Below are 21,124 nucleotides of genomic sequence, written 5' to 3'. Positions count from 1 at the left end.
GTACGGGGCGGCGCGGGGGGGCTGTTACTTCTGGACGGTGAAACCCTGCTCTTCTCCGTACTTCACGGAGGCGTCCTGCCAGGCCTTCAGACCGGCGGCCAGCTTGGTCTTCGAGACGTAGGCCTTGCCGACGGTGTCGTTGAAGATGTTGTTGGCGTAGACCTGGTAGGGCAGGTACGACCAGCCGCGGCCGACGTTCGCGGCCGACTCGGCGAAGATCTTGTTGGCCTTCTGGCCGCCGAAGTACGGGAACGCGGTGTTCTGGAACGCCTTGGACTCCAGGTCCGCGGTGGTCGCCGGGAAGGCGCCCTCCTTGATCCGGGTCTGCACGCCCTTCCCGGCGCCTGCGTACTCGGCGAAGGCGTAGGCGAGTTCCTTGTGCTTGCCCAGGGTGGGCAGGGCCAGGGAGCTGCCGCCGTTCTCCGCGGTGGTCTTGTCGCCCGCCTTCCACTGCGGCAGGGGTGCCACGCGCCAGTCGCCGGAGGCTTCCTTCACGCCGGAGGCGAAGTTGGCGGGCATCCAGGCGCCGGCGGGCAGGGTCGCGATGGTGCCGTCGCCGAGGCCCTTGTACCAGTCGTCGGTCCAGCCGGTGATGGGCGCGATCAGCTTCTCGTCGAGCAGCTTCTGCCAGGTGTCGGTGTACTTCTTGGCGCCCGCGTCGGAGAAGTCGATCTTCACCTTGGTGCCGTCGACCTTGTACGGGCGGGAGCCGGCCTGCCACAGCATGCTGGTGGCCGTGCCGCCCTCTCCCGTGTCAGCGGTGATGAACGCCTTGGGGTTGGCCTTGTGCAGGTCGCGGGCGGTCTTGACGTACTCGTCCCAGGTGGTCGGTACCTTGAGCTTGTACTTGTCGAAGACCTTCTTGTTGTAGAACATCGCCATCGGCCCGGAGTCCATGGGCAGGGCGTAGACGTCCTTGCCGGACTTCACGGAATGCCACGGGCCCGGGGAGTACTTGCCGGCGAGCTTGTCGGCGCCGTACGGGGCCAGCTTGTCGAGGGCCTTGGTCAGGGCGTACTCGCCCAGCGCGTAGTACTCGATCTGCGCGACGTCGGGGACGCCCTTCTTCGCGGCGATGGCGTTCTGGAGGGCCTTGTACTGGTCCTTGTTGGTGCCCGCGTTGACGAGGTTGACCTTGACCTTGGGGTGTTCCTGCTCGAAATCCTTGGCGACCTTCTTGAGCGTGGGCTCCCAGGCCCACACCGTCAGGGTGCCGCCCTTCTTCAGGGCCGCGTCGATGTCCTTCTCGGACACCGGCTTGCTGTCGGCGGCGCTGTCGTCGGAGCCGCCGCAGGCGGTGGCCCCCAGGGTGAGGGCGGAGACCAGGGCGATGCCGCGCAGCAGGCGGCGGGTGTTCTTGCGCATGGGCGTGCTTTCCACTTCTCTGTGGTGCGGGGCGGTGGGGCTATTCCTTGACGCTTCCGGCGGCAAGGCCGGACTGCCAGTACTTCTGGAGCAGGAGGAACGCGGCGATCAGCGGCACGATGGTGATCAGGGAGCCGGTGATGACGAGGTTGAAGACGGCCTCGCCGCCGGCGGTGGCGGCCTGGGCGTTCCAGCTGTTGAGGCCCAGCGTCAGCGGATACCAGTCCGGGTCCTTGAGCATGATCAGCGGCAGGAAGTAGTTGTTCCAGGTGGCGACCATCGTGAACAGCAGGACGGTCACGATGCCGGGTGCGAGCAGCGGCAGGACGACCTGGAAGAAGGTGCGCACCTCACCGGCGCCGTCGATGCGGGCGGCCTCCAGCAGCTCGGCGGGTACGGCCTCGGTGGCGAAGACCCACATCAGGTACAGGCCGAACGGCGAGATGAGGGACGGGATGATCACCGCCCAGGGGGTGTCGGTCAGCCCCATCTTGCTGAACATCAGGAAGGTGGGCACGGCCAGCGCGGTGCCGGGCACCGCGACGGCGCCGATGACGACGGCGAAGATGGCACGCCTGCCCGGGAAGGCGAACTTGGCCAGGGCGTAGCCGCCCAGGACCGCCAGCAGGGTGGCGCCGCCGGCCCCGGCCACCACGTACAGGACGGTGTTCAGCAGCCAGCGGGTGAAGACACCGTCGTGGTAGGTGAACGTCTCACGGATGTTGTCCCACAGGGCGAAGTCGCCGCTGAACCACAGCCCGAACGACCGGGCCAGCCCCTCCTGGGTCTTGGTGGCGCTGATGACCAGCCAGGCGAGCGGCACCAGCGAGTACAGCAGGACCAGGCCGGTGAGGACGGTCAGCAGCACGCTGCGGCGCGGGCGGCGCCCCGCGGTGCGCTTCCGCACCGCGCGCAGCCGGGGCGCGGAGTTCGGCGAGCCGGCCGTGGCGGGTGCGGGCCGGGAGGCGGTGGTGACGGGGCTGCTCATCGCTTCACGCTCCCTTGCGCATGCCGCGCAGCTGGACGACGTAGGCGATGACCATGGTGATCAGGCCCATGATGATGGCGACCGTCGCGGAGTAGTTGTGCTGCTGGCCGGAGAAGGACAGCGAGTACGTGTAGAAGTTCGGGGTGTAGTCGGTGGTGATGGAGTTCGGGGCCAGCTTCTGGAGGATGTTCGGCTCGTTGAACAGCTGGAAGGTGCCGATGATCGAGAAGATGGTGGCGATGACCAGGGCGCCGCGGATCGCCGGGAGCTTGATGGCGGTGATGACGCGGAGCTGACCGGCGCCGTCGATCTCCGCGGCCTCGTACAGGGAGTGCGGGATGACGCGGAGCGCGGAGTAGAAGATCAGCATGTTGTAGCCGACGAACTCCCAGGTCACGATGTTGCCGATGGACGTCAGCACCAGATCGGGTGACAGCGGGTTCGGCAGTGACACCCCGAGGGCGTCGTTGATGTCGCTCACCAGGCCGAAGCGGGTGCCGTACATGAACCCCCACATGAGGGTGGCGACCACGGCGGGCACCGCGTACGGCAGGAAGATCGAGATCCGGAAGAAGTCCCGTCCGTACAGCCGCCCGCTGTCCAGGGCGAGGGCGACGAACAGGGCGATGCCCAGCATGATCGGCACCTGTATCAGCAGGAACAGCGACACCCGGGTCAGGGAGGTCCAGAACCTGTCGTCCTGCAGGGCCTGCTGGTAGTTGTCCAGGCCGACGAACGTGGTGCCGCCGATGAGCTGGTCGCGGAAGAGGCTGAGGTAGATCGAATAGGCGATGGGGGCCAGGAAGACGAAGGCGAAGACCACCACGAAGGGACCGATGAACCCCCACCCCGTCCAGGAGCGGCGGTCCCGCTTCGCCGGGGGCCGGTCCGGGCGCCGTTTCACGGCGGCGGGGGGTTGTAGCGTCGTCATGTCGTTCCTCGCTCGTCCATCTCGGAACCGGCGTCGTGCGCCGTCGCGATGTTTGCGTAAACATCGCGCCGATCAAGGGGCCGCGGAGGTGTTATGTTTACGTAAACATCTGATGGCGGAATGTCTACACTGCCCCAATGACGGTGGTCAAGAGCCGTCTGGCAAATCCGGGACACACGCAACGAGGGAGAAAGTGGAACCAGCGGACAACCCCTCGGCGGACAGCGCATCGGCGAGCGGCACCCCGACAGGAGGCGGCATCGCCCGGACGCGGGCCGCCCGGCGCGCGCCGCGCGCGTCCATGGCGGACGTGGCCCGGCTCGCCGGTGTCTCCGCGCAGACCGTCTCCCGGGTCTCCAACGGCTACCCCGGTGTCACCGAGGAGACGCGGCGGGAGGTGCTGGCCGCCATGAAGCAGCTCGGCTACCGGCCCAACAGCGCCGCCCGGGCGCTGAAGAGCGGCGAGTTCCGCACCATCGGCGTCATCACCTTCACCCTCTCCACCACGGGCAATGTGCGCACGCTCGAGGCGATCTCCACCTCCGCGGCACACGAGGGCTACGCCGTCACCCTGCTTCCCGTCGCCGTCCCCACCCAGGACGAGGTACGGGGCGCCTTCTCCCGGCTGGGCGAACTCGCCCTCGACGCCGTCATCGTCATCATGGAGGTCCACCTCCTCGACGCGGCGGCGCTCTCCCTGCCGCCCCATGCCCAGGTCGTCGTGGCCGACTCGGACGCCGGAGACCGCTACACGGTGGTCGACACCGACCAGGCGGGCGGCACCCGCGACGCGGTGGACCATCTGCTCGCGCTCGGCCACCGCACCGTGTGGCATCTCGCCGGGCCCGAGGGGTCCTTCGCGGCGCAGCGCCGCGCCGACGCCTGGCACGCGGCGCTCACCGAGGCCGGATGCGTTCCACCGCCGCTCGTACGGGGCGACTGGTCGGCCGAGTCCGGTTACCGGGCCGGGCTCGCGCTCGCGGCCGAGGAGGACTGCACGGCGGTGTTCGCCGCCAACGACCAGATGGCGCTCGGCCTGCTGCGGGCCCTGCACGAAAAGGGCCGGAAGGTGCCGGACGACGTGAGCGTCGTCGGCTTCGACGACATCCCCGAGGCCGGGTCGTTCCTGCCGCCGCTGACCACCGTGCACCAGGACTTCGCCGAGGTCGGACGCCGCTGCGTCGAGGGCGTGCTGCGCCAGATGCGGCAGAGTGCCCCGGGCCGCGGCACCACGCTCGTCCCCACCCGGCTCGTGACGCGCCGCAGCACCGCGCCGCCCCCGCAGTGACCAACGGGCGCGGCCGGCGCGGGGAGCCGATGTGCTCCCCGCGCCGGCCGCGGCGACAACGCACCGTACACGGCTACATCTTGCTGCCGAGTCCGGTCAGCGACCGCACTTCCATCTCCGCCTGCTTCTCGGGGTCCGCGGGCTCCTTGCTGAGGATCGTGCCGAGGAATCCGCAGAGGAAGGAGAGCGGGATCGACACGATGCCGGGGTTGGTGAGGGGGAACCAGTGGAAGTCGACGTCCTTGAAGATGGCCGTCGGCGCACCCGAGATCGCCGGGGAGAAGATGATGAGGATGAGCCCCGACCCCAGGCCGCCGTAGATGCTCCACAGCGTCCCCGTCGTGTTGAACCGCTTCCAGTACAGGGTGTAGAGGATGGTCGACAGGTTGGCGGACGCGGCGAGCGCCAGGGCCAGCGACACCAGGAAGGCCACGTTCTGGCCGTTGGTGACGATGCCGCCGACGATCGCCAGGACGCCGACCGCGAGCGCCGTCAGCCGGGCGACCCGGATCTCGGACCGCGCGTCGGCCTTCCCCTCCTTGATCACGTTGGCGTAGACGTCGTGCGCGAACGAGGCCGACGCGGTCAGGGTCAGACCGGCCACCACCGCGAGGATCGTCGCGAAGGCCACCGCGGAGACGACGCCCAGGAGCACCGCACCGCCGACGTTGAACGCGAGCAGGGGCGCCGCCGAGTTCTCCCCGCCGGGGGCGCCCAGGATCGCCTCCGGGCCGACCAGAGCGGCCGCGCCGTAGCCCACGACCAGGATGCCCAGGTAGAAGATGAACATCGACCAGGAGCACCACACCACCGACCGGCGCGCCTCCTTGGCGTTGGGCACGGTGTAGAAGCGCATCAGCACGTGCGGCAGGCTCGAGATGCCGAGGACCAACGCCAGGGACAGCGAGACGAAGTCGAGCTTGTCCATCGCCCCGTCGCCGTACCAGCCGCCCGGTTCGAGCAGGCGCTGCCCCATCGGGCTGCGCGCCGCCGCCTGGTCGAGGAGCGCGGAGAGGCTGAAGCCGAACTTGCCCACGATGAACACGCTGATGAAGGTCACGCACAGCAGGAGCAGGCCCGCCTTGATGATCTGCACCCAGGTCGTGCCCTTCATGCCGCCCACCAGGACGTAGAAGACCATCACGAGGCCGACGCCGGTGATGACGAGTGCTTGTCCGCCCTTGCTGTGCACGTTGAGCAGGAGAGCGATCAACCCGCCCGCGCCGGCCATCTGGGCGAGCATGTAGAAGAACGTGATCACCAAGGTGGCGTTGGCCGCCGCCGCGCGCACCGGGCGCTGCTTCATCCGGTAGGCCATCACGTCGCCCACGGTGAACCGGCCGGTGTTGCGCAGCCGTTCACCGACGAGCAGGAGGGCGACCAGCCAGGCGACGAGCCATCCCACGGAGTAGAGGAAGCCGTCGTAGCCATGGACGGCGATCGCTCCCGAGATCCCGAGGAAGGACGCCGCGGAGAGGAAGTCGCCGGAGAGGGCGATGCCGTTCTGGACGCCGCTGAAGGCGCTTCCCGCGGCGTAGTAGTCGGCCGCCGTCTGGTTCCTGGTGGTGGCCTTGTAGACGATGAACAGCGTAATCAGGACGAATACGACGAATACGCTGACGTTGATGACCGGGCTGCCGGTCGCCTCACTCGCGATCTGCAATGTCATTCCTTGTCGGCCCCCGCCAACTCGCGCACCTTGTCCACCTGCGGGTCGATCTTCCTGTCGGCGAATCCCCGGTACAGCAGGACGATCACCATCGTCGACACGAATTCCAGCAGGCCGAAGAGGGTGCCCATATTGACCGAGCCGAACACCTTCCGGCTCATGAACCCATGACCATACGCCGAGAAGAGCGCGAAGGTCATATACCAGCAGAAGAAGAGCGCGCTCATGGGGAAGACAAACCGGCGCAGCCTCTTGCGCAGCTGGCCGAATTCCGGGCTCTGCTGAATCGCGGCGAAGTCGGGCTCACCGTTGTCGCCGCGGCCGGCGAACCCCTGTCCGGTGGCCCGCTCGGATGAAATGGGCGCGGGAGGCCGCACCGCTTTCGTCATGGTCCTCTCCCGGGAGTTTCGGGCAGGAGAATTCGTACGATCTGCCTGCAGTGGAGGGTGGGGAGGAGGAGCAACCCGCAGCCCCATGGCGGGGTCAGTGTAGTAAGGCGCCCGATCCCGTCAACGGCCGGGGATACCCAGAGGTCGGCCCGCCCGGGGATGTACCGGGAGCACCCGATCCAGGTGACTGGAGGCCACATATCCGGCTAGGTGGTGTATGTGATCGCCTGTCAGAACTTCTCAGGATGCGCGGTTTTCCCGATCCTTCCTCCTTTCGATCCGTCTGACCTGGTGTCACGTGATGGCCGTAGCCCCTGACCACCGAACTTGCGGATATTTCGTGAACGGGAGATGTATGCAATGTGTCGATGTTGGTGGATCGCCCCATCTATGCGAACGTGTGGGAGGCTGCTCCACTACGGGTCCCCGCAACTAAGTCCCGCCGTTGTTACCGCTGATCAGGGTGCTCTACACTCGCCACCGCCGAAGACGTCTTTGACGTCTCCAGAAAATGAGCCTGCGGTAATGGGTTCCCGAGGACGGAGGTAGGTAATCGGTGGGTTTTCTCGACCGCTCTCGCATTATCGCAGGACCGGGGTGGAATCGATGGCTGATTCCACCCGCGGCGCTTGCGATTCACTTCTCTATTGGCCAGGCATATGCCTGGAGCGTCTTCAAGACGCCGCTGGAAAAAGCCCTTGACATCTCGGGTACCGCCAGCGCACTGCCCTTCCAGATCGCCATTCTCGTCCTCGGCCTCTCCGCCGCCTTCGGTGGCACGCTCGTCGAGCACAAGGGCCCGCGGTGGGCGATGTTCGTGTCGCTCGTGACCTTCTCCTCGGGCTTCCTGATCGCCTCACTCGGTGTGGCCACCAGCCAGTACTGGCTGGTCATATTCGGGTACGGCGTCATCGGCGGAATCGGCCTCGGCATCGGATACATCTCCCCGGTGTCCACGCTGATGAAGTGGTTCCCCGACCGCCCGGGCATGGCCACCGGCACCGCCATCATGGGCTTCGGCGGCGGCGCGCTGATCGCCTCCCCGTGGTCGTCGCAGATGCTCTCCTCCTTCGGCAGCGACACCAGCGGCATCGCCAAGACCTTCCTGGTGCACGGCCTGGCCTACGCCGCGTTCATGACGCTCGGCGTCCTGCTCATCCGGGTGCCGGCCGCCGATTGGCGCCCGGCCGGCTGGGTGCCCCGCGAGGACACCGGCAACGCGCTCGTCACGACCGCGAATGTGTCGGCGAAGAACGCGGTGAAGACCCCGCAGTTCTGGCTGCTGTGGATCGTGCTGTGCATGAACGTCACCGCCGGCATCGGGATCCTCCAGAAGGCCGCCCCGATGATCCAGGACTTCTTCCAGGAGACCGACGCCCCGGTGAGCGCGACCGCCGCCGCCGGATTCGTGGCCCTGCTGTCCCTGGCCAACATGACCGGCCGCTTCGTCTGGTCGTCGGTCTCCGACGCGATCGGCAGGAAGAACATCTACCGCCTGTACCTGGGCGCGGGTGCTCTGCTCTACCTGACCATCCTGCTCGGGAAGAACAGCAGCACCGCGCTGTTCGTGGTCGCGGCCATGGTGATCCTGTCGTTCTACGGCGGCGGGTTCGCGACCGTACCGGCCTACCTGAAGGACCTGTTCGGCACCTACGAGGTGGGCGCGATCCACGGCCGGCTGCTGACCGCGTGGTCGGTCGCCGGCGTGGCCGGGCCGATCATCGTGGACGCCGTCGCGGACGCCGGGAAGAAGTCCGGGAACACGGGTCCCGGCCTCTACGCCGTCTCCTTCTACCTCATGATCGCGCTGCTCGTCATCGGCTTCATCGCGAACGAGCTGGTGCGCCCGGTGAACCCGAAGTTCCACGAACCGGAGCCGGTGGCCTCGGGCGAACGGGCCCCGGGTGACCAGGGCTCGGACGAAGAGGGCGGCCGGGCGGACGACGAGGCAGCGCAGGACGAGAAGGCCGCCCAGGACGAGAAGAACGACCCGGGCGAAGAGGGCGAGACCGACCGCGTCCCGGCCGAGAAGGGCAAGGAGTAACTGATGGCTCACCAGGACGATCCTTCGCAGGGCGGCGCGGCCGTGAAGTCCTCGCCCGTTCTGCTGGCCGTGGCATGGCTGTGGGTGGGGGTTCCCTTCGCCTACGGCCTCTATGAACTCGCCATGACGAGCCGAAAGCTGTTCGAGTAGAGGTGGGCGCGCCGGCACATCACCAGTCCGGCCGTGGGCGTTTCCGCCGCCCCCGGCCCGGCCGGTGTGCCGCCGGTCGTTCGACTTCCTCGCCAGGAGAAATCCCAGGAGAAAGCGCATCGTGATACATCGCTGTGGCCAAGCCGCTCCGGGCGCGGAGCGCGTCTCGTGACCCCGGGCAGGCATGCGGCCGAAGTTGCACGCGGCCCGGGGCTGTGGGCCACCCTCGTGCAATGGCGGAACTGGCGGTTGCCGGTCAAGCTGGGCGCCGTGCTGGTGGTGCCCGCGCTGCTGGCCGTCGCCTTGGGTGTCGTCCAGATCCAACGCGAAGTCGAACGCGCCAACGAGTACGCGGACATGCAGCGGCTGGTCACGCTGCGCTCCGGGCTGATACCGCTGCTCGGGAGCATTCAGGCGGAGCGGACCATGGCCGCCGAACACCTGCGGGAAGGCGGGACGAACGGCGATTCCGCCGCGATGCGGCGACAGGTTCGGTCCACCGACCGCGTCCGGGCCGCCCTCGTCGGCAGCACGCACCGTGTACCCGAGCTCAAGGGCGCCGCGGGGAACCGCTACCAGGACGCGGTCCAGGCCCTGGACGACCTGACCGGCCTGCGCAAGCAGGTGACGTCCGGCAGCATCAACTCCTGGGCAGCGGTGAACAAGTACCGCACCGTCGTCAACAGCCTGCTCGACCTGGACCAGGCTCTGGGCAGCCGCTTCGGTGAACCGAAGCTGTCCGGCCCGGCATCCGCGCTGTACGACCTCGAGGCGGTCCAGGAGGAGGTCCATCTCCAGCATGTGACCCTTCTGGAGGCGATGAAGCCAGGGCAGCCCATGGACGCGAAGCTCGTCCGGGCGCTGGAGGAGTCCGACATCCGCCTGCAGGACAAGCTCGGTGACTTCCAGGCCGTGGCCACCCCCGCGGAGCAGCAGCTCTACCAGCGCACGGTCACCGGGGACCTGGTGACCCGGCGCATGAAACTGGTGCGCACCGCTATGTCCGGGTCGCAGGAGGACGCCACCCAGCAGGGTGTCACCGCGCCGCGGATCCCGGCTTCCGAATGGAGCCGCAGCTCGGAGACGACCGCGAAGCTCCTCGGGAAGGTCGAGAAGAACCTCGCCCACCAGCTGCGGGTGAACTCCGCCCAGTTGCAGGACGAGACCAGCAACCGGGCCGGTGCGTACTCCGTGGCCCTGCTCGCGGCGCTGCTGTTCGCTCTCTACATCGGCTTCGCGATCGGCCGGTATCTGCTGCGGTCGCTGACCGTCCTGCGTTCCACCGCGCTCGACGTGGCCGAGCACCGCCTTCCGGCCGCGGTCTCCAGCATCCGCGAGGGCGAGAAGGCGGACACCGCGGTCAGCGCCGTGCCGGTGCACACCACGGAGGAGTTCGGGCAGCTCGCCCGGGCGTTCGACGCGGTGCACGGGCAGGCCGTGCGCCTGGCGTCGGAACAGGCCGCGCTGCGTGGTGACCTGAGGGACACCCTGGTCAACCTCTCCCGGCGCAGCCAGACCCTGGTGGACCGGCTGCTGCGCCTGATGGAGCAGCTCGAACGCCACGAAGAGGACCCCGACCAGCTGGCCAACCTCTTCCAGATGGACCACCTGGCGACCCGGATGCGGCGCAACAACGAGAACCTGATGGTTCTCTGCGGCAGCACCCTCGTCCGCTCCCACGGCCATCGCGTGCCGCTGGAGGACGTCCTGCGGGCCGCGGTCTCCGAGATCGAGCACTACCAGCGCGCGGAGGTGCAGCCCTCCTCGTCCGTGGAGGTGACCGGCTACGTGGCCGGTGACCTGGCGCGGATCATCGCCGAACTGCTCGACAACGCGACGGCGTTCTCCCCGCCGGAGACCCAGGTGTACGTGAGCACCACACCGCGCCGGGACGGCTCCGCGCTGATCGAGGTGCGCGACCAGGGCATCGGGATGAGCGGCGCCGACCTGGCCAAGGCGCACCGGCGGCTGGAGGCGACCTCGTCCGAGGAGGCCTCCTCCTCCCGGCAGATGGGCCTGTTCGTGGTCGGCCGCCTGGCGAGCCGGCACGGCATCTCCGTGAACCTCAGCTCGGAGTGGGGTGCGGGCCTGCGGGCCGGTGTGCTCGTCCCGGCCAACCTGGTACCGGCGAACCGGCCCGACGAGGCTCCCCGGGGGATCCTGCCCCGGCGCACCGGGCCGACGCCGACCGCTGCCAAGGCCTTCGAACCCGCACGGCCACGGCAGGAGTCCGGCCAGGCCACGGCCGTTCCCGCCGTGCGCGAGTCCCCCAACGGGACCCGCGCGGCGGTCGCCACCGACTCCGATACGGGGTACCCGGGCCAGGGCACCGCCGGGCCGAGCCGGGCCGACTCCGCCGGGACCGGCGCGGACTCCCCGCTGCCGCAGCGGCTGCCGCGCCGGACACCCGCCGGTACCGACGGGCCTGCCGGGAACGGGGCCAACGGGACCGGGCGCCCCGGCCCGGCGGGCAAGGGCGCGCCGGAGGAGCCCCGCAACGGCTCCGAGCGCTCCGGGCACCCCGAGCGCCCAGGGCACGACAGGACACCGGCGGACGGACGCGACGGACAGGCCGCCCAGGACCTCCAGAAGGCCCGTCATCCCGGCCTCGTACCGCCGCAGCGGTCCTCCGCCGAACCGGAGCGGCAGGGCGGTGCGGGACCGGACCAGCGGCGCGCCCCCGGCTCGTCGTGGTTCACGCCGCCCGCGTCGGACGCGGAGGGGGCACCGGCATCGCCGGAACCCCGGCCCTCGTCGGCGAGCCCCCGCCCGCAGGGCTCCGCCCGCCTCTTCACCCCGCCCGGCCGGCAGACGGAGCCCCTGCCGGGGCCCGGCGCGGCCCGCGACGGGGAGAACGCGGCGGACGACCAGGCGGCGGACCGCCGCCCGGGCGGTCCCGCCGAGCCCTCGGATGCCCCGGAGGAGGCCGCCCGCACCCAGTCCGGACTGCCGAAGCGGACTCCCCGTTCGCCCCGGCCCGGTGGTGACCGTGCCGAGCCGCGCACCGCGCCCGGCAAGGCGAAGCCGAACCAGGACGCGGGCAGCACGCACAGCTTCCTCAGCAACTACCAGTCAGGCATCCGTCGGGCCCGTCCCGACGAGCGATAAGATCCCATCGAACGAACGGGCAGGAAGAAGCCATGACCTCACCCCACCCGCGGGAGGTGAGCCAGTTCGGATGGCTGGTCACCAACTTCACCGAACGTGTTCCCAATGTGGCCCACGCCGTGGTGGTATCAGCCGACGGGATTTTGCTCACCGCCTCCAACCGGTTGGCGGGCGATTACGCCGAACACCTCGCCACCATCGCCGCAGGTGCCATCAGCCTGATCCAGGGGGCCGCGTGGTGTCTGGACACCGGTGAGGTGAAGAGCACCGTGATCCAGATGGAGTACGGACATATGCTACTGATGTCGATCAAGGACGGATCGTGCCTGGTGGCCCTGGCTGCGCCGGACTGCGAGATCGGTCAGGTGGCCTATGAGATGGCGGTGCTCGTGGACCAGGTCGGGGAGATGCTGACCCCCGAACTGCGCGCGGAGCTGCAGGGAATCCAGCAGGCAGCAACCCACTAGCCCGGATGAGGAGATCATGAGCACCGGTGAAGGCCCTTCCGGACACCCTCGGAGAGATCAGGGAGCGGAGGACGAACAGACCTTCGCCGACGTGCTCAACGCGTTCAGTTTCGGCAAGGCACGGCGGCCGCGGAAGAGGTCCGGTTCCGACTCCGGCTCGGGGCCGGAGGCCGCGGCCCGTCGGCAGCCGGAGGAGGCGCCACCCCCCGCTCCCCAAGACCCGTACGCGTACCCGCCGCAGGACGAGCAGCACGCCGCGTGGGAGGACGGACACGAGCAGCAACACCAGGGCTCGCCCTCGTTCGTCCGCGCCTATACGTGGACGGGCGGCCGCACCAGGTCCCAGCATCACTTCGAGCTGGAGACCCTGGTGACGACCACCGAACTGGGGCACCAGTCCGCCGCCTTCACGCACGCGGACCACGTTCCCGTGATCTCGCTGTGCCACGAACCGACGTCGGTGGCGGAGGTGTCGGCGCGGCTCTCGGTGCCGCTGGGGGTGGCAAGGGTGCTGCTCGGCGACATGGCGGACCGCGGGCTGATCGCCGTCCAGCAGACCGAGACCAGTGAGGGCGAAGCCCCCAGCGTCGCGCTGATGGAGCGGGTGCTGACCGGACTTCGGCGGCTCTAGCGGTCCTGGCCACGCTGGAGCGGGCCGTCCCGGTGTGCCAGGTCGTAGGGGCGCGGGTAGGTGGTGGGCCGGTAGCCGACGTACCGTGGCTCGGCGGTCGGATCCTCCGCCTTCGCCACGGAGTTGAGCGCGTCCGGCGAGGTGTGCCATCGGCCGGTGGCCAGACGCCGCTCCAGCGTGCGCACGGCGGCGAGGGTCTCACCGGTGGTGAAGGTGCAGTGGCCGGGTCCGTCGACGTACGCCTGGCGCAGCAGCCCCGCCGATCCGCCGGCGGTGGCCGCCCGTCGGTAGGCGCTCTCGGCCTGCACCGGGATCAGCCCGTCGCCGGTGGTGTGGATGTTCAGCTGCGGGTCGGCCAGCCTGCCGGTGAAGGCGCTGGTGTGCCGCATCCAGGCCACGGCCCGCGGGTCGGCGGCGGTGCGGGGAGCACGGTCCAGGGCCGCGAGGTCGTCGCGCAGCGTCAGTCCCGCCTTCTTGTACAGCGCGGTCACCTCCTCGCGGACCGAGGAGTGCCGCAGCATCGCCGCGTAGTCGACGCCCCTGTTCCAGGACGGGTTGCCCCCCGCGCGGGACTCGGCCTCCTGCCGCCACGAGAACGCGGCGGTCTGGAGCAGGCCCGACACCGCCGCGTACTGGTTGGTCTGCTGTCCGGCCCAGTCGGCCGGGGCCGGCTTCGGCTGTGACGGGTCGTTGTGGCCGGGGATGTTGTGCAGGGCGGCGGCGAGCGCGATGCGGGCCCGGCCCTGCGGGGTCCGCTGGGCCTCGGTCAGCTTGCCGGTGAGGGCGCTCGCGGCGCTCTTGGCCTCGGCCTGGTCGGTGAAGCCGGTGAGGCGGATGCCGGAGTCCGGTGCGAGGAGGGTCTTCAGCGCGAAGACGGGGTCGAGGGTGCTGTTCCAGTTGGCGACCCCGCCCTGGACGAGTCCGCACATCGACAGCGAGCCGTCGATCCGGTCGGCGTGCCGTTCGGCGATCGCCGTGGTGACGAACCCGCCGTACGACTGGCCCCAGGCGAGGGTCTGCCGCGCAGCGCCGAACTTCTTGGTGAACAGGTCCAGCGTGGCCAGCTGGTCGGGCACCGCGTCCGTCACGGCCCAGCCGGCGGTGGCGTAGGAGGAGCCGGCCAGCGCGTACCCCTGGTCCAGGAGCCGGGTGCGGGTCGCCGAACTCGGCGCGTTCTGAGCGGGGTTGGGGCTGCCCTGCGGGGAGTAGCCGTGGCTGAACAGCAGCACGGTGCCGTTCCACCGCGCGGGCATGTCCATCACGTACGCGGCCCCGGACGCAAGTCGGCCTTCCACATGTTCGCCCTCCGTGCTCGCGGCCTGCGCGGGGAGGGCGGTGGCGGCGAGCACGGCAGTCGCGGCGAGGGCGAGGGCGCGGGGCTTCACGGGCGGGCTCCTTCGGCAGCGGGGACATCGGCGGAGGTGGAGGTGGCAGCGCGGGCGTCGAGGGTGTCGGCGTGGGTCTCGCGCAGCCGCCACACGGTGAGCGCGGTGATGGCCGCACCGCCGCACAGCAGCAGCGAGAGCGGGGTGCTTCCGCCGCCGTACGCCGCCAGCAGGCTGCTCGCGATCATCGGTGAGAAACCCGCCCCGACCAGGGTCGCGAGCTGGTAGCCGAGGGAGGCGCCGGTGTAGCGGACCCGGGTGCCGAACATCTCGCTGAGCAGGGCCCCGAGCGGTCCGTACATGGTGGACTGCGCCACGCCGTGGCCCAGCGCCAGGGCCAGGATCAGCAGCCCGGGTGATCCGGAGTCGACGAGCGCCAGGACGGGGAAGGCCAGCGCGGCCGACGCGACGGCCCCGGCGAGCACGACCGGGCGGCGGCCCACCCGGTCGGACAGCGCGGAGGCGGCGGGCAGTGCGAAGAGGGCCACGCAGGAGGCGACGGTCACGGCGGTGAGCACCTGCGGCCGGGTGTACCCGTGGCGGACGGCGTAGGAGATCATGAAGCTGGTCAGCAGCGCCTGTGCCGTGAACGCGCCGATGCCGACGCACGCGGCGAGCAGCAGGGGCCGGGGGCGGCGCAGCACCTCCGTGAGCGGAAGCTTGTCCCGCGGGGAGATGTCCGGCTGCCGCCGCGTCCGGGTCTCGGTGAACAGCGGGCTCTCCGCCACGCGCAGCCGTACGAACAGCCCGACGGCGAGCAGCGCCACGCTGAGCAGGAACGGCACCCGCCAGCCCCAGGAACGGAACTCGTCGTCCGGCAGGGTCGAGACGATCGTGACCACGCCCGCGGAAAGCATCGAGCCGAGCGGGGCACCGAGTTGGGTGAAGCTGGACCACAGGCCGCGGCGCCGCCGGGCGCCTCCGGTGCGCTCGGCGTGCTCGACGACCATGAGCATGGCGCCGCCCCACTCACCGCCGATCGCGAGGCCCTGCACGACGCGCAGGGCGACCAGCAGCACCGGCGCCCAGACGCCGATGGCGTCGTAGGTGGGGAGCAGGCCGATGAGGAAGCTGCAGGTGCCCATGAGGACCATCGTGAGCAACAGCATGGACTTGCGGCCGAGTCGGTCGCCGAAGTGTCCGAAGACGATGCCGCCGAGCGGCCGCGCCACGTATCCGGCGGCAAAGGTGCCGAACGCGGCGATGGTGCCGACCGCGGGGTCGGCCTCGGGGAAGAACAGCTCGCCGAAGACGAGCGCGGCGACCGTGCCGTACACGAGGAAGTCGTAGAACTCGACCGCGGTGCCGAGCAGGCCGGACAGTGCGACGCGGCGCAGCTGCCGGTTGTCCGGGGGCGGCGGGGGAACGGGGACGGGGGCTGGCTGCACGGGAAACTCCCTGGTGCCGTCGGGGGTGGCATCGAGGCGGTGCCGGTGTTCCGGTGAAGGTAGGCAGATTCTCGACAGCGGTCAATGTTCTGCACAACTTTTGTCCAGGACGGACAGCGGGCAGCGGGCAGCGAGCCCGATGGCGTCAGGGCAGCGCTCAGCGGGGTGCTCGCAGAGGGATCGCAGGTGGGGCGAGGGCAGCGCCGGGCTACGCCCCGGCTGGTCGGCTAGCGCACCGGCACCAGGTCGAGCAGGCGTTCCGCCGCCGTCCGCGCGCCCGGCGTGAGACGCTCGTGGACCGCGCGGAACGTCTTCTCTGCCTGCTCGGCGGGCCAGTCGTCGGGCAGGTGCTTGACCGGGAGCCGCGGGTCCTGCCGGATGATCCGCAGCCACTCGGTGGACAGCCGCAACCGCGCCACCAGCGCCTCGTCGTCCCCGGCGGACGCGTGCTCCTGGGGCTGCCAGCGGCGTACGAACTCCTCGTACCGCCCGGCCAGGGCGGGCAGCTCCCAGGTCTCCTCGATCATCGCGCCGATGTCCATGCCCGCGTCGGCGTGGGCGCGGAACACCTTCACGTGCGCGGCCAGGCCGAGCTCGTTGAGGGTCGGGCTCACGTCGGCCTCGCCCTGCGCGATCCACAGCCCGCTGAACAGCGGCCCGAAGCCGCTCCAGGTGAGCTGCGAACGGAGGTCGTGGCGCTGGCGCTGCCAGGACTCGGGCAGTGAGAAGCCGAGCAGGGTCCAGGTGCCGTCCCAGTTCCGGTTGACGGCGCCGGTCTGCCAGATGCGGCCCTCGCCGTCCCGCAGGACCGCCTCCGAGCGCTCGGTGAGCCCGAAGTACATGCGCCGGCCCTCGCGCTGCCGCCGCAGCAGGCCGCGCCCCACCATGCGGGTGAGCGTCGAGCGGGTCGCGTGTTCGCCGACACCGGCGCGGCCGAAGAGGTCGATGACGCTCCCCGAGTACACGCACACGTCCCGGCCCAGCACCCAGTCCCCCAGGAACGTGAGCATCAGCGACTGGGGCCGGGGGGCGGCATCAGCAGTGGTCACGCTGCCCACGGTACGCGCACTCCCCGGATCATGGTGCCCGCGGTTGCCCCGCCCGCAAGTTGGGAAGCCTTGTCGTGCGCACCGGGTACGAATGCGGATTTTTTGGCCGATGTGAGAAACGGACAGCGACAGCCATGGACGCGACAGCACATGTTCGTATCGAGCCCGCCCCGGCCGACCTCCACGGGGGCGAAGGAGCAGCCCTCCGGGCGGCGGGGCCGATCGCCACCGTGGCGCTCCCCGGTGGTGTGGTGGCCAAGGCGGTGACCACGCCCGAGGCGGGGCTGCGGGTGCTGACCGACCCGCGGTTCGCCAAGGAGATCCAGCACTGGGAGGCGTACCGGAACGGCCTGATCCCCGCGGACTGGTCCCTGCTGTTCATCGTGGAGGGCAAGGGGCTGCTCACCACCGACGGCGACACCCATCGCCGGCTGCGCCGTCCCGTCCAGCGCGCCATCTCACCGCGCCGGGTGGAGGCCCTGCGCCCCCGGGTCGAGGAGGTCACCCGCCGTCTGCTGTCCGGTCTGGCCGCCGTGCAGGCCGGGCAGGAGACGGATCTGCTGCGCCGCTTCGCCCTCCCGCTGCCGCTGGACGTCATCTGCCTGCTGCTCGGCGTGCCCGACGAGGGGAGGCTGCGGGAGGAGCTGCACGAGCTGTCCATGGCGGCGATGAACTCCGAGGCGAGCGTCGAGGAGTTCACGGGCACCGTGGGGCAGCGTTTCCCCGCCGCCCTGATGTCGCTGATCGAGCGGAAGCGCGCCCAGGGGGACCGGGACGATCTGACCATGGATCTGGTGGCCGCGCTGGACGCCGGGGAACTCACCGAGGCGGAGGTGATCGGCAATCTGGTGATCACCATCATCGGCGGGCACGAGACCACGGTCCATCTGATCTGCCACGCCGTCAGGGGCCTGCTGACGCACCCCGGGACGCTGGCCGCCGTGCGCGCCCGGCAGGAGGCGGGCGAGGATCCGTGGCCCGATGTCGTGGAGGAGGCCCTGCGCTGGGAATCCCCGGCCCGCCATGTGATGTTCCGCTACGCCACGGAGGACATCGAGGTCGACGGCGAGACCATCCGCACGGGGGAAGCGGTGCTCGTCCCGCTCACGGCCCTCCAGCGCTGCCCCCACGCGTACCCCGAGCCGGACCGGTTCGACCCCGGCCGCTACGCGTCCGGCCGCGCCACCGGCCACCTCGCCTTCGGGGCCGGTGCCCACCGCTGCCCCGGCGCGCCGCTGGCGCGGCTGGAGGCGGGGATCGCCCTGCGACGGCTGTTCGAGACGTATCCCCGCCTCGCTCTGGTGGACCGGCCACCCTCCCGTGTTCCGTCCCTGGGCATCAACGGCCACAACGAGCTGCCGGTCGTACTGCGTCCATGAACCGGCAGGGTGCGGTTCACGGACGGCCGACGGCCCCGGCCCCTCGATGGAGGGGCCGGGGCCGTCGGTGGGCCCGCGCCGGTGGGCGCGGGAGTCACCGCGAGCAGGTCACTCCTGCTCCATCGCCAGCACCAGCTTGCCGGTGGTGCGGCCGCTTTCGAGGCGGCGGTGGGCCTCGGCGGCGTCCCGCAGCGGCAGCACCTGGCCGACGTCCACGCGCAGTTCGCCGTCGAGGACGGCGCCGACGGCCTGCCGCAGCACGCCGGACACGGTTTCGGGGCGCTCACCGCTCAGCGCGCCGAGGTTGAAGCCGAGGACGCCCTTGCCGCTGAACCACAGCTCGTTCGCGCTGAACGCGACGTCGTCCGCGGCCGAGGCGCTGGCCCATGGCGACCAGGCGCCCGCCCTGGGCCAGCGCGTCGAGGCTCGCCCGGCGGGCCGCGCCGCCGACCGGGTCGACGGCCACGTCGAAGCCCCGCCCGTCGGTGAGGCCGGCCACGGCCCCGGGGAGGTCGTCGCGCAGGACGACCTCGTCGTAGCCGAAGGCGGTCGCGGCCTCGATCTTGTCCGGCGAGCCCACCGTGCCCACCACCTGGCCCGCGCCCAGCAGCCGGGCCACCTGGCCGAGCTGGCTGCCCACGCCGCCGGCCGCGGCGTGCACCAGCACCCGCTCGCCCTTCCGCAGCCGGGCCACCTCGCCCAGGACCAGCCACGCCGTGGTGCTGTTGGAGGGGACGGCGGCCATCAGCGCCCGGTCGGCGTCGTCGGGCAGCGGGATGTGCTGTTCGCCATCGGTGACGGTCCGCTCAACGGCCCGCTGCCCCGGGACGAGATGATCTACTGCTACAACGCGGGCGGCGCCATGGGCCTCGCGCCGTTCGGCGACGGCACGTTCCGCGTGGCGTGCAGCGTCCCGGTGTGGAACGACGACGACGCGCCACCCCGCGAGCTGTTCCAGGAGAATCTGGACCGGGTCGTGCCCTTCCCGGCGAAGCTCGGCGAGCTGAAGTGGACGACCGTCTTCCGGGCCCGCCGCAGGACCGCCGCCGCGTTCCGCGCGGGCCGCTGCTTCCTCGTCGGCGACGCGGCGCACATCTTCAGCGCGGCGGGCTCGCAGGGCATGAACACCGGTATCCAGGACGCGATCAACCTCGCCTGGAAGCTGGGCGGCGTGATGCGGGGCACGGTCGACGCCCGCGTCCTCGACACGTACGACCGCGAGCGCCGGCACTCCGCCGAGCGGGTTTCCCTGGTGACCGCCAAGCAGACGAGCTGGGGCCTGGTGCAGCAGCCCGCGAAGGTCGCCCTGCGCGACGCCCTGGTGCGCGGGGCGAAGCTGACCGGTGCGTTCCAGCGGCTGGTGACCCCGCTGATGAACCAGCTCAGCGTCAACTACGCTTCCGACCGGGAGGATGTGAAGGCCGACATCCGGTGGCGGCGCAAGCCGCTCGGCGTCGGGGAGCGCCTCCCCGTCTTCGTGTCCGACGGGTACGAGGACGGCGAGCAGGGGCCGTGGCCGGCCGTCGCCGACGACCGTTTCACCGTGCTGACCTGGTCGGGCGGCGCCCGGGGCGTGCAGTGGGAGGCTCGGTGCGCGTCGCTGCGCGCGGCACTCGCCCCGCACCACCCGGTCCGGGACGTCTCGGCCTGGCCGGCGCTGAAGGAGTTCCTCGGCACCAGCCCGCGCGCCGTCGTGGTACGCCCCGACGGCCACATCGCCGCCATCGAGCCGCGCTTGGACCCGGCGCGCCTGCGCGTCGTCCTCGCCGGCGTCGGCGCGGCCCGGCCCGAGGCGGCCTGAGCGCAGGCGGCCTGAGCGCAGGCGTCTCAGCACCACAGGATCGAAGGAGACAGGAACACACATGGAACAGCGCAAGCTCGGCTCGGACGGGCCCGCCATCGGCGCCATCGGCCTCGGCTGCATGGGCATGAGCTGGGGGTACGCCGAGGGTCAGCGGAACGACGACACCTCGGTCCGGGTCATCGCCGAGGCCCTCGACCTCGGCGTGACCTTCCTCGACACCTCCGACGTGTACGGCGACGGGCACAACGAGCGACTGCTCGGAAGGGCGCTCGCCGGGCGCCGGGACGAGGTGGTGCTGGCCACCAAGTGCGGTCTGGTGGTGGACGATCTGGCCGCCCGCGCCATGCACCGCGACGGCCGGCCCGCACACGTGCGGGCGGCGGTGGAGGCGAGCCTCGGCCGCCTGGACACCGACGTGATCGACCTGCTCTATCTGCACCGGGTCGACCCCGAGGTGCCGCTCGCCGACACCTGGGGCGCCATGGCCGACCTCGTCGCCGCGGGCAAGGTACGGCGGCTCGGGCTGTCGGAGGTGAACATCGCGGAGGCCGCCGAGGCCCACCGGCAGCACCCGGTCGCCGCCATCCAGTCGGAGCTGTCGCTGTGGACCCGCGGTCCGCTCGGCCGCCCGGGCGACGAGTTGGAGGGGCTGCCGTCCGCGGAGGACCTGGTCGGCTGGTGCGCGGAGAACGACGTCACCTTCGTTCCCTTCTCACCGCTCGGCCGGGGCTTCCTCAGCGGCGCGTACGTCAGCCCCGACCAGTTCGAGGAGAGCGACTTCCGCAAGACCAACGCGCGGTTCCAGGACGACGCGCTGGCGGCCAACGCCCGCATCGTCGATGTCGTCCGTACGGTCGCCACCCGGCACGGCGCCACCCCCGCCCAGGTCGCGATCGCCTGGACCCTCGCCCAGGGAGAGCACGTCGTGCCGATCCCCGGCACCAAGAACTCCCGCTATCTGAAGGAGAACACCGACGCCGCCGCGATCCGCCTGAGCGAGGCGGACCTGGCCGAACTGGCCGCCGTGCCGGACCCGGTGGGGTCCCGCTACTGACCCGCCCCCTCGTTCCGCCCCGCAGAAAAGGAACC

19 protein-coding genes are annotated in these 21,124 nt (G+C 70.6%); 9 read left to right on the top strand and 10 right to left on the bottom strand.

Going from position 1 to position 21,124, the window contains the following annotated elements; genetic code table 11:
- Window positions 1-24: 24 nt before the first annotated feature.
- Genes ACH4SI_RS02275 through ACH4SI_RS02265 form a run of 3 tightly spaced genes read right to left on the bottom strand, consistent with a single transcriptional unit; the run spans window position 25 to window position 3,284 of the window.
- Window positions 25-1,365 carry an ABC transporter substrate-binding protein gene (locus tag ACH4SI_RS02275; RefSeq protein WP_398291567.1) on the bottom strand — a complete coding sequence of 447 codons (1,341 nt, stop codon included), beginning with the start codon at window positions 1,363-1,365 and terminating at the stop codon, window positions 25-27.
- A gap of 40 nt (window positions 1,366-1,405) precedes the next feature.
- Window positions 1,406-2,353, bottom strand: a complete 948-nt coding sequence (locus ACH4SI_RS02270; RefSeq protein WP_398291565.1) for a carbohydrate ABC transporter permease — start codon at window positions 2,351-2,353, stop codon at window positions 1,406-1,408.
- Between the two features lie 4 nt (window positions 2,354-2,357).
- A complete protein-coding gene (locus ACH4SI_RS02265) occupies window positions 2,358-3,284 on the bottom strand; it encodes a carbohydrate ABC transporter permease (protein WP_398291563.1) in 927 nt (308 codons plus the stop codon).
- A 301-nt stretch (window positions 3,285-3,585) separates the two neighbouring features.
- Between ACH4SI_RS02265 and ACH4SI_RS02260 the strand changes: the two genes are divergently transcribed.
- A complete protein-coding gene (locus tag ACH4SI_RS02260) occupies window positions 3,586-4,572 on the top strand; it encodes a LacI family DNA-binding transcriptional regulator (RefSeq protein WP_398292328.1) in 987 nt (328 codons plus the stop codon).
- Window positions 4,573-4,645: 73 nt separating this feature from the next.
- On the opposite strand, the gene ACH4SI_RS02255 is transcribed toward ACH4SI_RS02260, so the two are convergent.
- Both ACH4SI_RS02255 and ACH4SI_RS02250 read right to left on the bottom strand, forming a co-directional pair.
- Window positions 4,646-6,241: a cation acetate symporter gene (locus ACH4SI_RS02255; RefSeq protein ID WP_398291561.1), complete on the bottom strand. Its 1,596-nt coding sequence runs from the start codon at window positions 6,239-6,241 to the stop codon at window positions 4,646-4,648.
- Window positions 6,238-6,630, bottom strand: coding sequence for a DUF485 domain-containing protein (locus tag ACH4SI_RS02250; RefSeq protein ID WP_398291559.1), 393 nt, complete (start codon window positions 6,628-6,630; stop codon window positions 6,238-6,240). Before ACH4SI_RS02250 ends, ACH4SI_RS02255 begins: the two co-directional genes overlap by 4 nt.
- Window positions 6,631-7,186: 556 nt before the next feature.
- Between ACH4SI_RS02250 and ACH4SI_RS02245 the strand changes: the two genes are divergently transcribed.
- The 5 genes from ACH4SI_RS02245 (at window position 7,187) to ACH4SI_RS02225 (ending at window position 13,030) form a co-directional block, all read left to right on the top strand.
- Entirely contained in the window at window positions 7,187-8,674 is a 1,488-nt protein-coding gene (locus tag ACH4SI_RS02245) for an OFA family MFS transporter (RefSeq protein WP_398291557.1), read from the top strand.
- Window positions 8,675-8,677: 3 nt separating this feature from the next.
- Window positions 8,678-8,824, top strand: coding sequence for a hypothetical protein (locus ACH4SI_RS02240; RefSeq protein WP_398291555.1), 147 nt, complete (start codon window positions 8,678-8,680; stop codon window positions 8,822-8,824).
- Between the two features lie 168 nt (window positions 8,825-8,992).
- Window positions 8,993-11,932, top strand: coding sequence for a nitrate- and nitrite sensing domain-containing protein (locus ACH4SI_RS02235; protein WP_398291553.1), 2,940 nt, complete (start codon window positions 8,993-8,995; stop codon window positions 11,930-11,932).
- Between the two features lie 32 nt (window positions 11,933-11,964).
- Window positions 11,965-12,399: a roadblock/LC7 domain-containing protein gene (locus tag ACH4SI_RS02230; RefSeq protein ID WP_398291551.1), complete on the top strand. Its 435-nt coding sequence runs from the start codon at window positions 11,965-11,967 to the stop codon at window positions 12,397-12,399.
- A 16-nt stretch (window positions 12,400-12,415) separates the two neighbouring features.
- On the top strand, window positions 12,416-13,030 hold the full coding sequence (locus ACH4SI_RS02225) for a DUF742 domain-containing protein (protein ID WP_398291549.1): 615 nt from the start codon (window positions 12,416-12,418) through the stop codon (window positions 13,028-13,030).
- Here ACH4SI_RS02225 and ACH4SI_RS02220 read toward each other — a convergent pair.
- The 3 genes from ACH4SI_RS02220 to ACH4SI_RS02210 form a co-directional block, all read right to left on the bottom strand.
- Window positions 13,027-14,415, bottom strand: coding sequence for an alpha/beta hydrolase family protein (locus ACH4SI_RS02220; RefSeq protein WP_398291547.1), 1,389 nt, complete (start codon window positions 14,413-14,415; stop codon window positions 13,027-13,029). The two genes, ACH4SI_RS02225 and ACH4SI_RS02220, sit on opposite strands and share 4 nt — an antisense overlap.
- Entirely contained in the window at window positions 14,412-15,803 is a 1,392-nt protein-coding gene (locus ACH4SI_RS02215) for an MFS transporter (protein ID WP_398291545.1), read from the bottom strand. Before ACH4SI_RS02215 ends, ACH4SI_RS02220 begins: the two co-directional genes overlap by 4 nt.
- A gap of 227 nt (window positions 15,804-16,030) precedes the next feature.
- Complete coding sequence (locus ACH4SI_RS02210; protein ID WP_398292326.1) at window positions 16,031-16,813, bottom strand: PaaX family transcriptional regulator C-terminal domain-containing protein; 783 nt, start codon at window positions 16,811-16,813, stop codon at window positions 16,031-16,033.
- A 173-nt stretch (window positions 16,814-16,986) separates the two neighbouring features.
- Here ACH4SI_RS02210 and ACH4SI_RS02205 point away from each other — a divergent pair, with 173 nt between their 5' ends.
- The gene (locus ACH4SI_RS02205; protein WP_398291543.1) at window positions 16,987-18,231 is read left to right on the top strand and encodes a cytochrome P450; all 1,245 of its coding nucleotides are present in this window, start codon (window positions 16,987-16,989) and stop codon (window positions 18,229-18,231) included.
- Between the two features lie 108 nt (window positions 18,232-18,339).
- Here the strand turns inward: ACH4SI_RS02205 and ACH4SI_RS02200 are convergent, their stop codons facing one another.
- Complete coding sequence (locus tag ACH4SI_RS02200; RefSeq protein ID WP_398291541.1) at window positions 18,340-18,492, bottom strand: zinc-binding dehydrogenase; 153 nt, start codon at window positions 18,490-18,492, stop codon at window positions 18,340-18,342.
- Window positions 18,493-18,514: 22 nt separating this feature from the next.
- Window positions 18,515-18,976 carry a zinc-binding dehydrogenase gene (locus tag ACH4SI_RS02195; RefSeq protein WP_398291539.1) on the bottom strand — a complete coding sequence of 154 codons (462 nt, stop codon included), beginning with the start codon at window positions 18,974-18,976 and terminating at the stop codon, window positions 18,515-18,517.
- Window positions 18,977-19,009: 33 nt separating this feature from the next.
- Here ACH4SI_RS02195 and ACH4SI_RS02190 point away from each other — a divergent pair, with 33 nt between their 5' ends.
- Window positions 19,010-20,032, top strand: coding sequence for an FAD-dependent monooxygenase (locus ACH4SI_RS02190; protein ID WP_398291537.1), 1,023 nt, complete (start codon window positions 19,010-19,012; stop codon window positions 20,030-20,032).
- Window positions 20,033-20,093: 61 nt separating this feature from the next.
- Window positions 20,094-21,089 carry an aldo/keto reductase gene (locus ACH4SI_RS02185; RefSeq protein ID WP_398291535.1) on the top strand — a complete coding sequence of 332 codons (996 nt, stop codon included), beginning with the start codon at window positions 20,094-20,096 and terminating at the stop codon, window positions 21,087-21,089.
- Window positions 21,090-21,124 lie beyond the last annotated feature (35 nt).

Origin of the sequence: Streptomyces sp. NPDC021212, from assembly GCF_044332925.1 — a bacterium.
Classification (GTDB): Bacteria; Actinomycetota; Actinomycetes; order Streptomycetales; family Streptomycetaceae; genus Streptomyces.
This window is presented reverse-complemented; position numbering and strand designations above follow the sequence as displayed.

Bases quoted from the DNA above. Each gene is read 5' to 3' on its own strand.
- ACH4SI_RS02265 (WP_398291563.1), bottom strand. From the start codon at position 3,284: ATGACGACGCTACAACCCCCCGCCGCCGTGAAACGGCGCCCGGACCGG.
- ACH4SI_RS02255 (WP_398291561.1), bottom strand. From the start codon at position 6,241: ATGACATTGCAGATCGCGAGTGAGGCGACCGGCAGCCCGGTCATCAAC.
- ACH4SI_RS02260 (WP_398292328.1), top strand. From the start codon at position 3,586: ATGGCGGACGTGGCCCGGCTCGCCGGTGTCTCCGCGCAGACCGTCTCC.
- ACH4SI_RS02210 (WP_398292326.1), bottom strand. From the start codon at position 16,813: ATGCTCACGTTCCTGGGGGACTGGGTGCTGGGCCGGGACGTGTGCGTG.
- ACH4SI_RS02240 (WP_398291555.1), top strand. From the start codon at position 8,678: ATGGCTCACCAGGACGATCCTTCGCAGGGCGGCGCGGCCGTGAAGTCC.
- ACH4SI_RS02275 (WP_398291567.1), bottom strand. From the start codon at position 1,365: ATGCGCAAGAACACCCGCCGCCTGCTGCGCGGCATCGCCCTGGTCTCC.
- ACH4SI_RS02250 (WP_398291559.1), bottom strand. From the start codon at position 6,630: ATGACGAAAGCGGTGCGGCCTCCCGCGCCCATTTCATCCGAGCGGGCC.
- ACH4SI_RS02205 (WP_398291543.1), top strand. From the start codon at position 16,987: ATGGACGCGACAGCACATGTTCGTATCGAGCCCGCCCCGGCCGACCTC.
- ACH4SI_RS02270 (WP_398291565.1), bottom strand. From the start codon at position 2,353: ATGAGCAGCCCCGTCACCACCGCCTCCCGGCCCGCACCCGCCACGGCC.
- ACH4SI_RS02225 (WP_398291549.1), top strand. From the start codon at position 12,416: ATGAGCACCGGTGAAGGCCCTTCCGGACACCCTCGGAGAGATCAGGGA.
- ACH4SI_RS02230 (WP_398291551.1), top strand. From the start codon at position 11,965: ATGACCTCACCCCACCCGCGGGAGGTGAGCCAGTTCGGATGGCTGGTC.
- ACH4SI_RS02185 (WP_398291535.1), top strand. From the start codon at position 20,094: ATGGAACAGCGCAAGCTCGGCTCGGACGGGCCCGCCATCGGCGCCATC.
- ACH4SI_RS02195 (WP_398291539.1), bottom strand. From the start codon at position 18,976: ATGGCCGCCGTCCCCTCCAACAGCACCACGGCGTGGCTGGTCCTGGGC.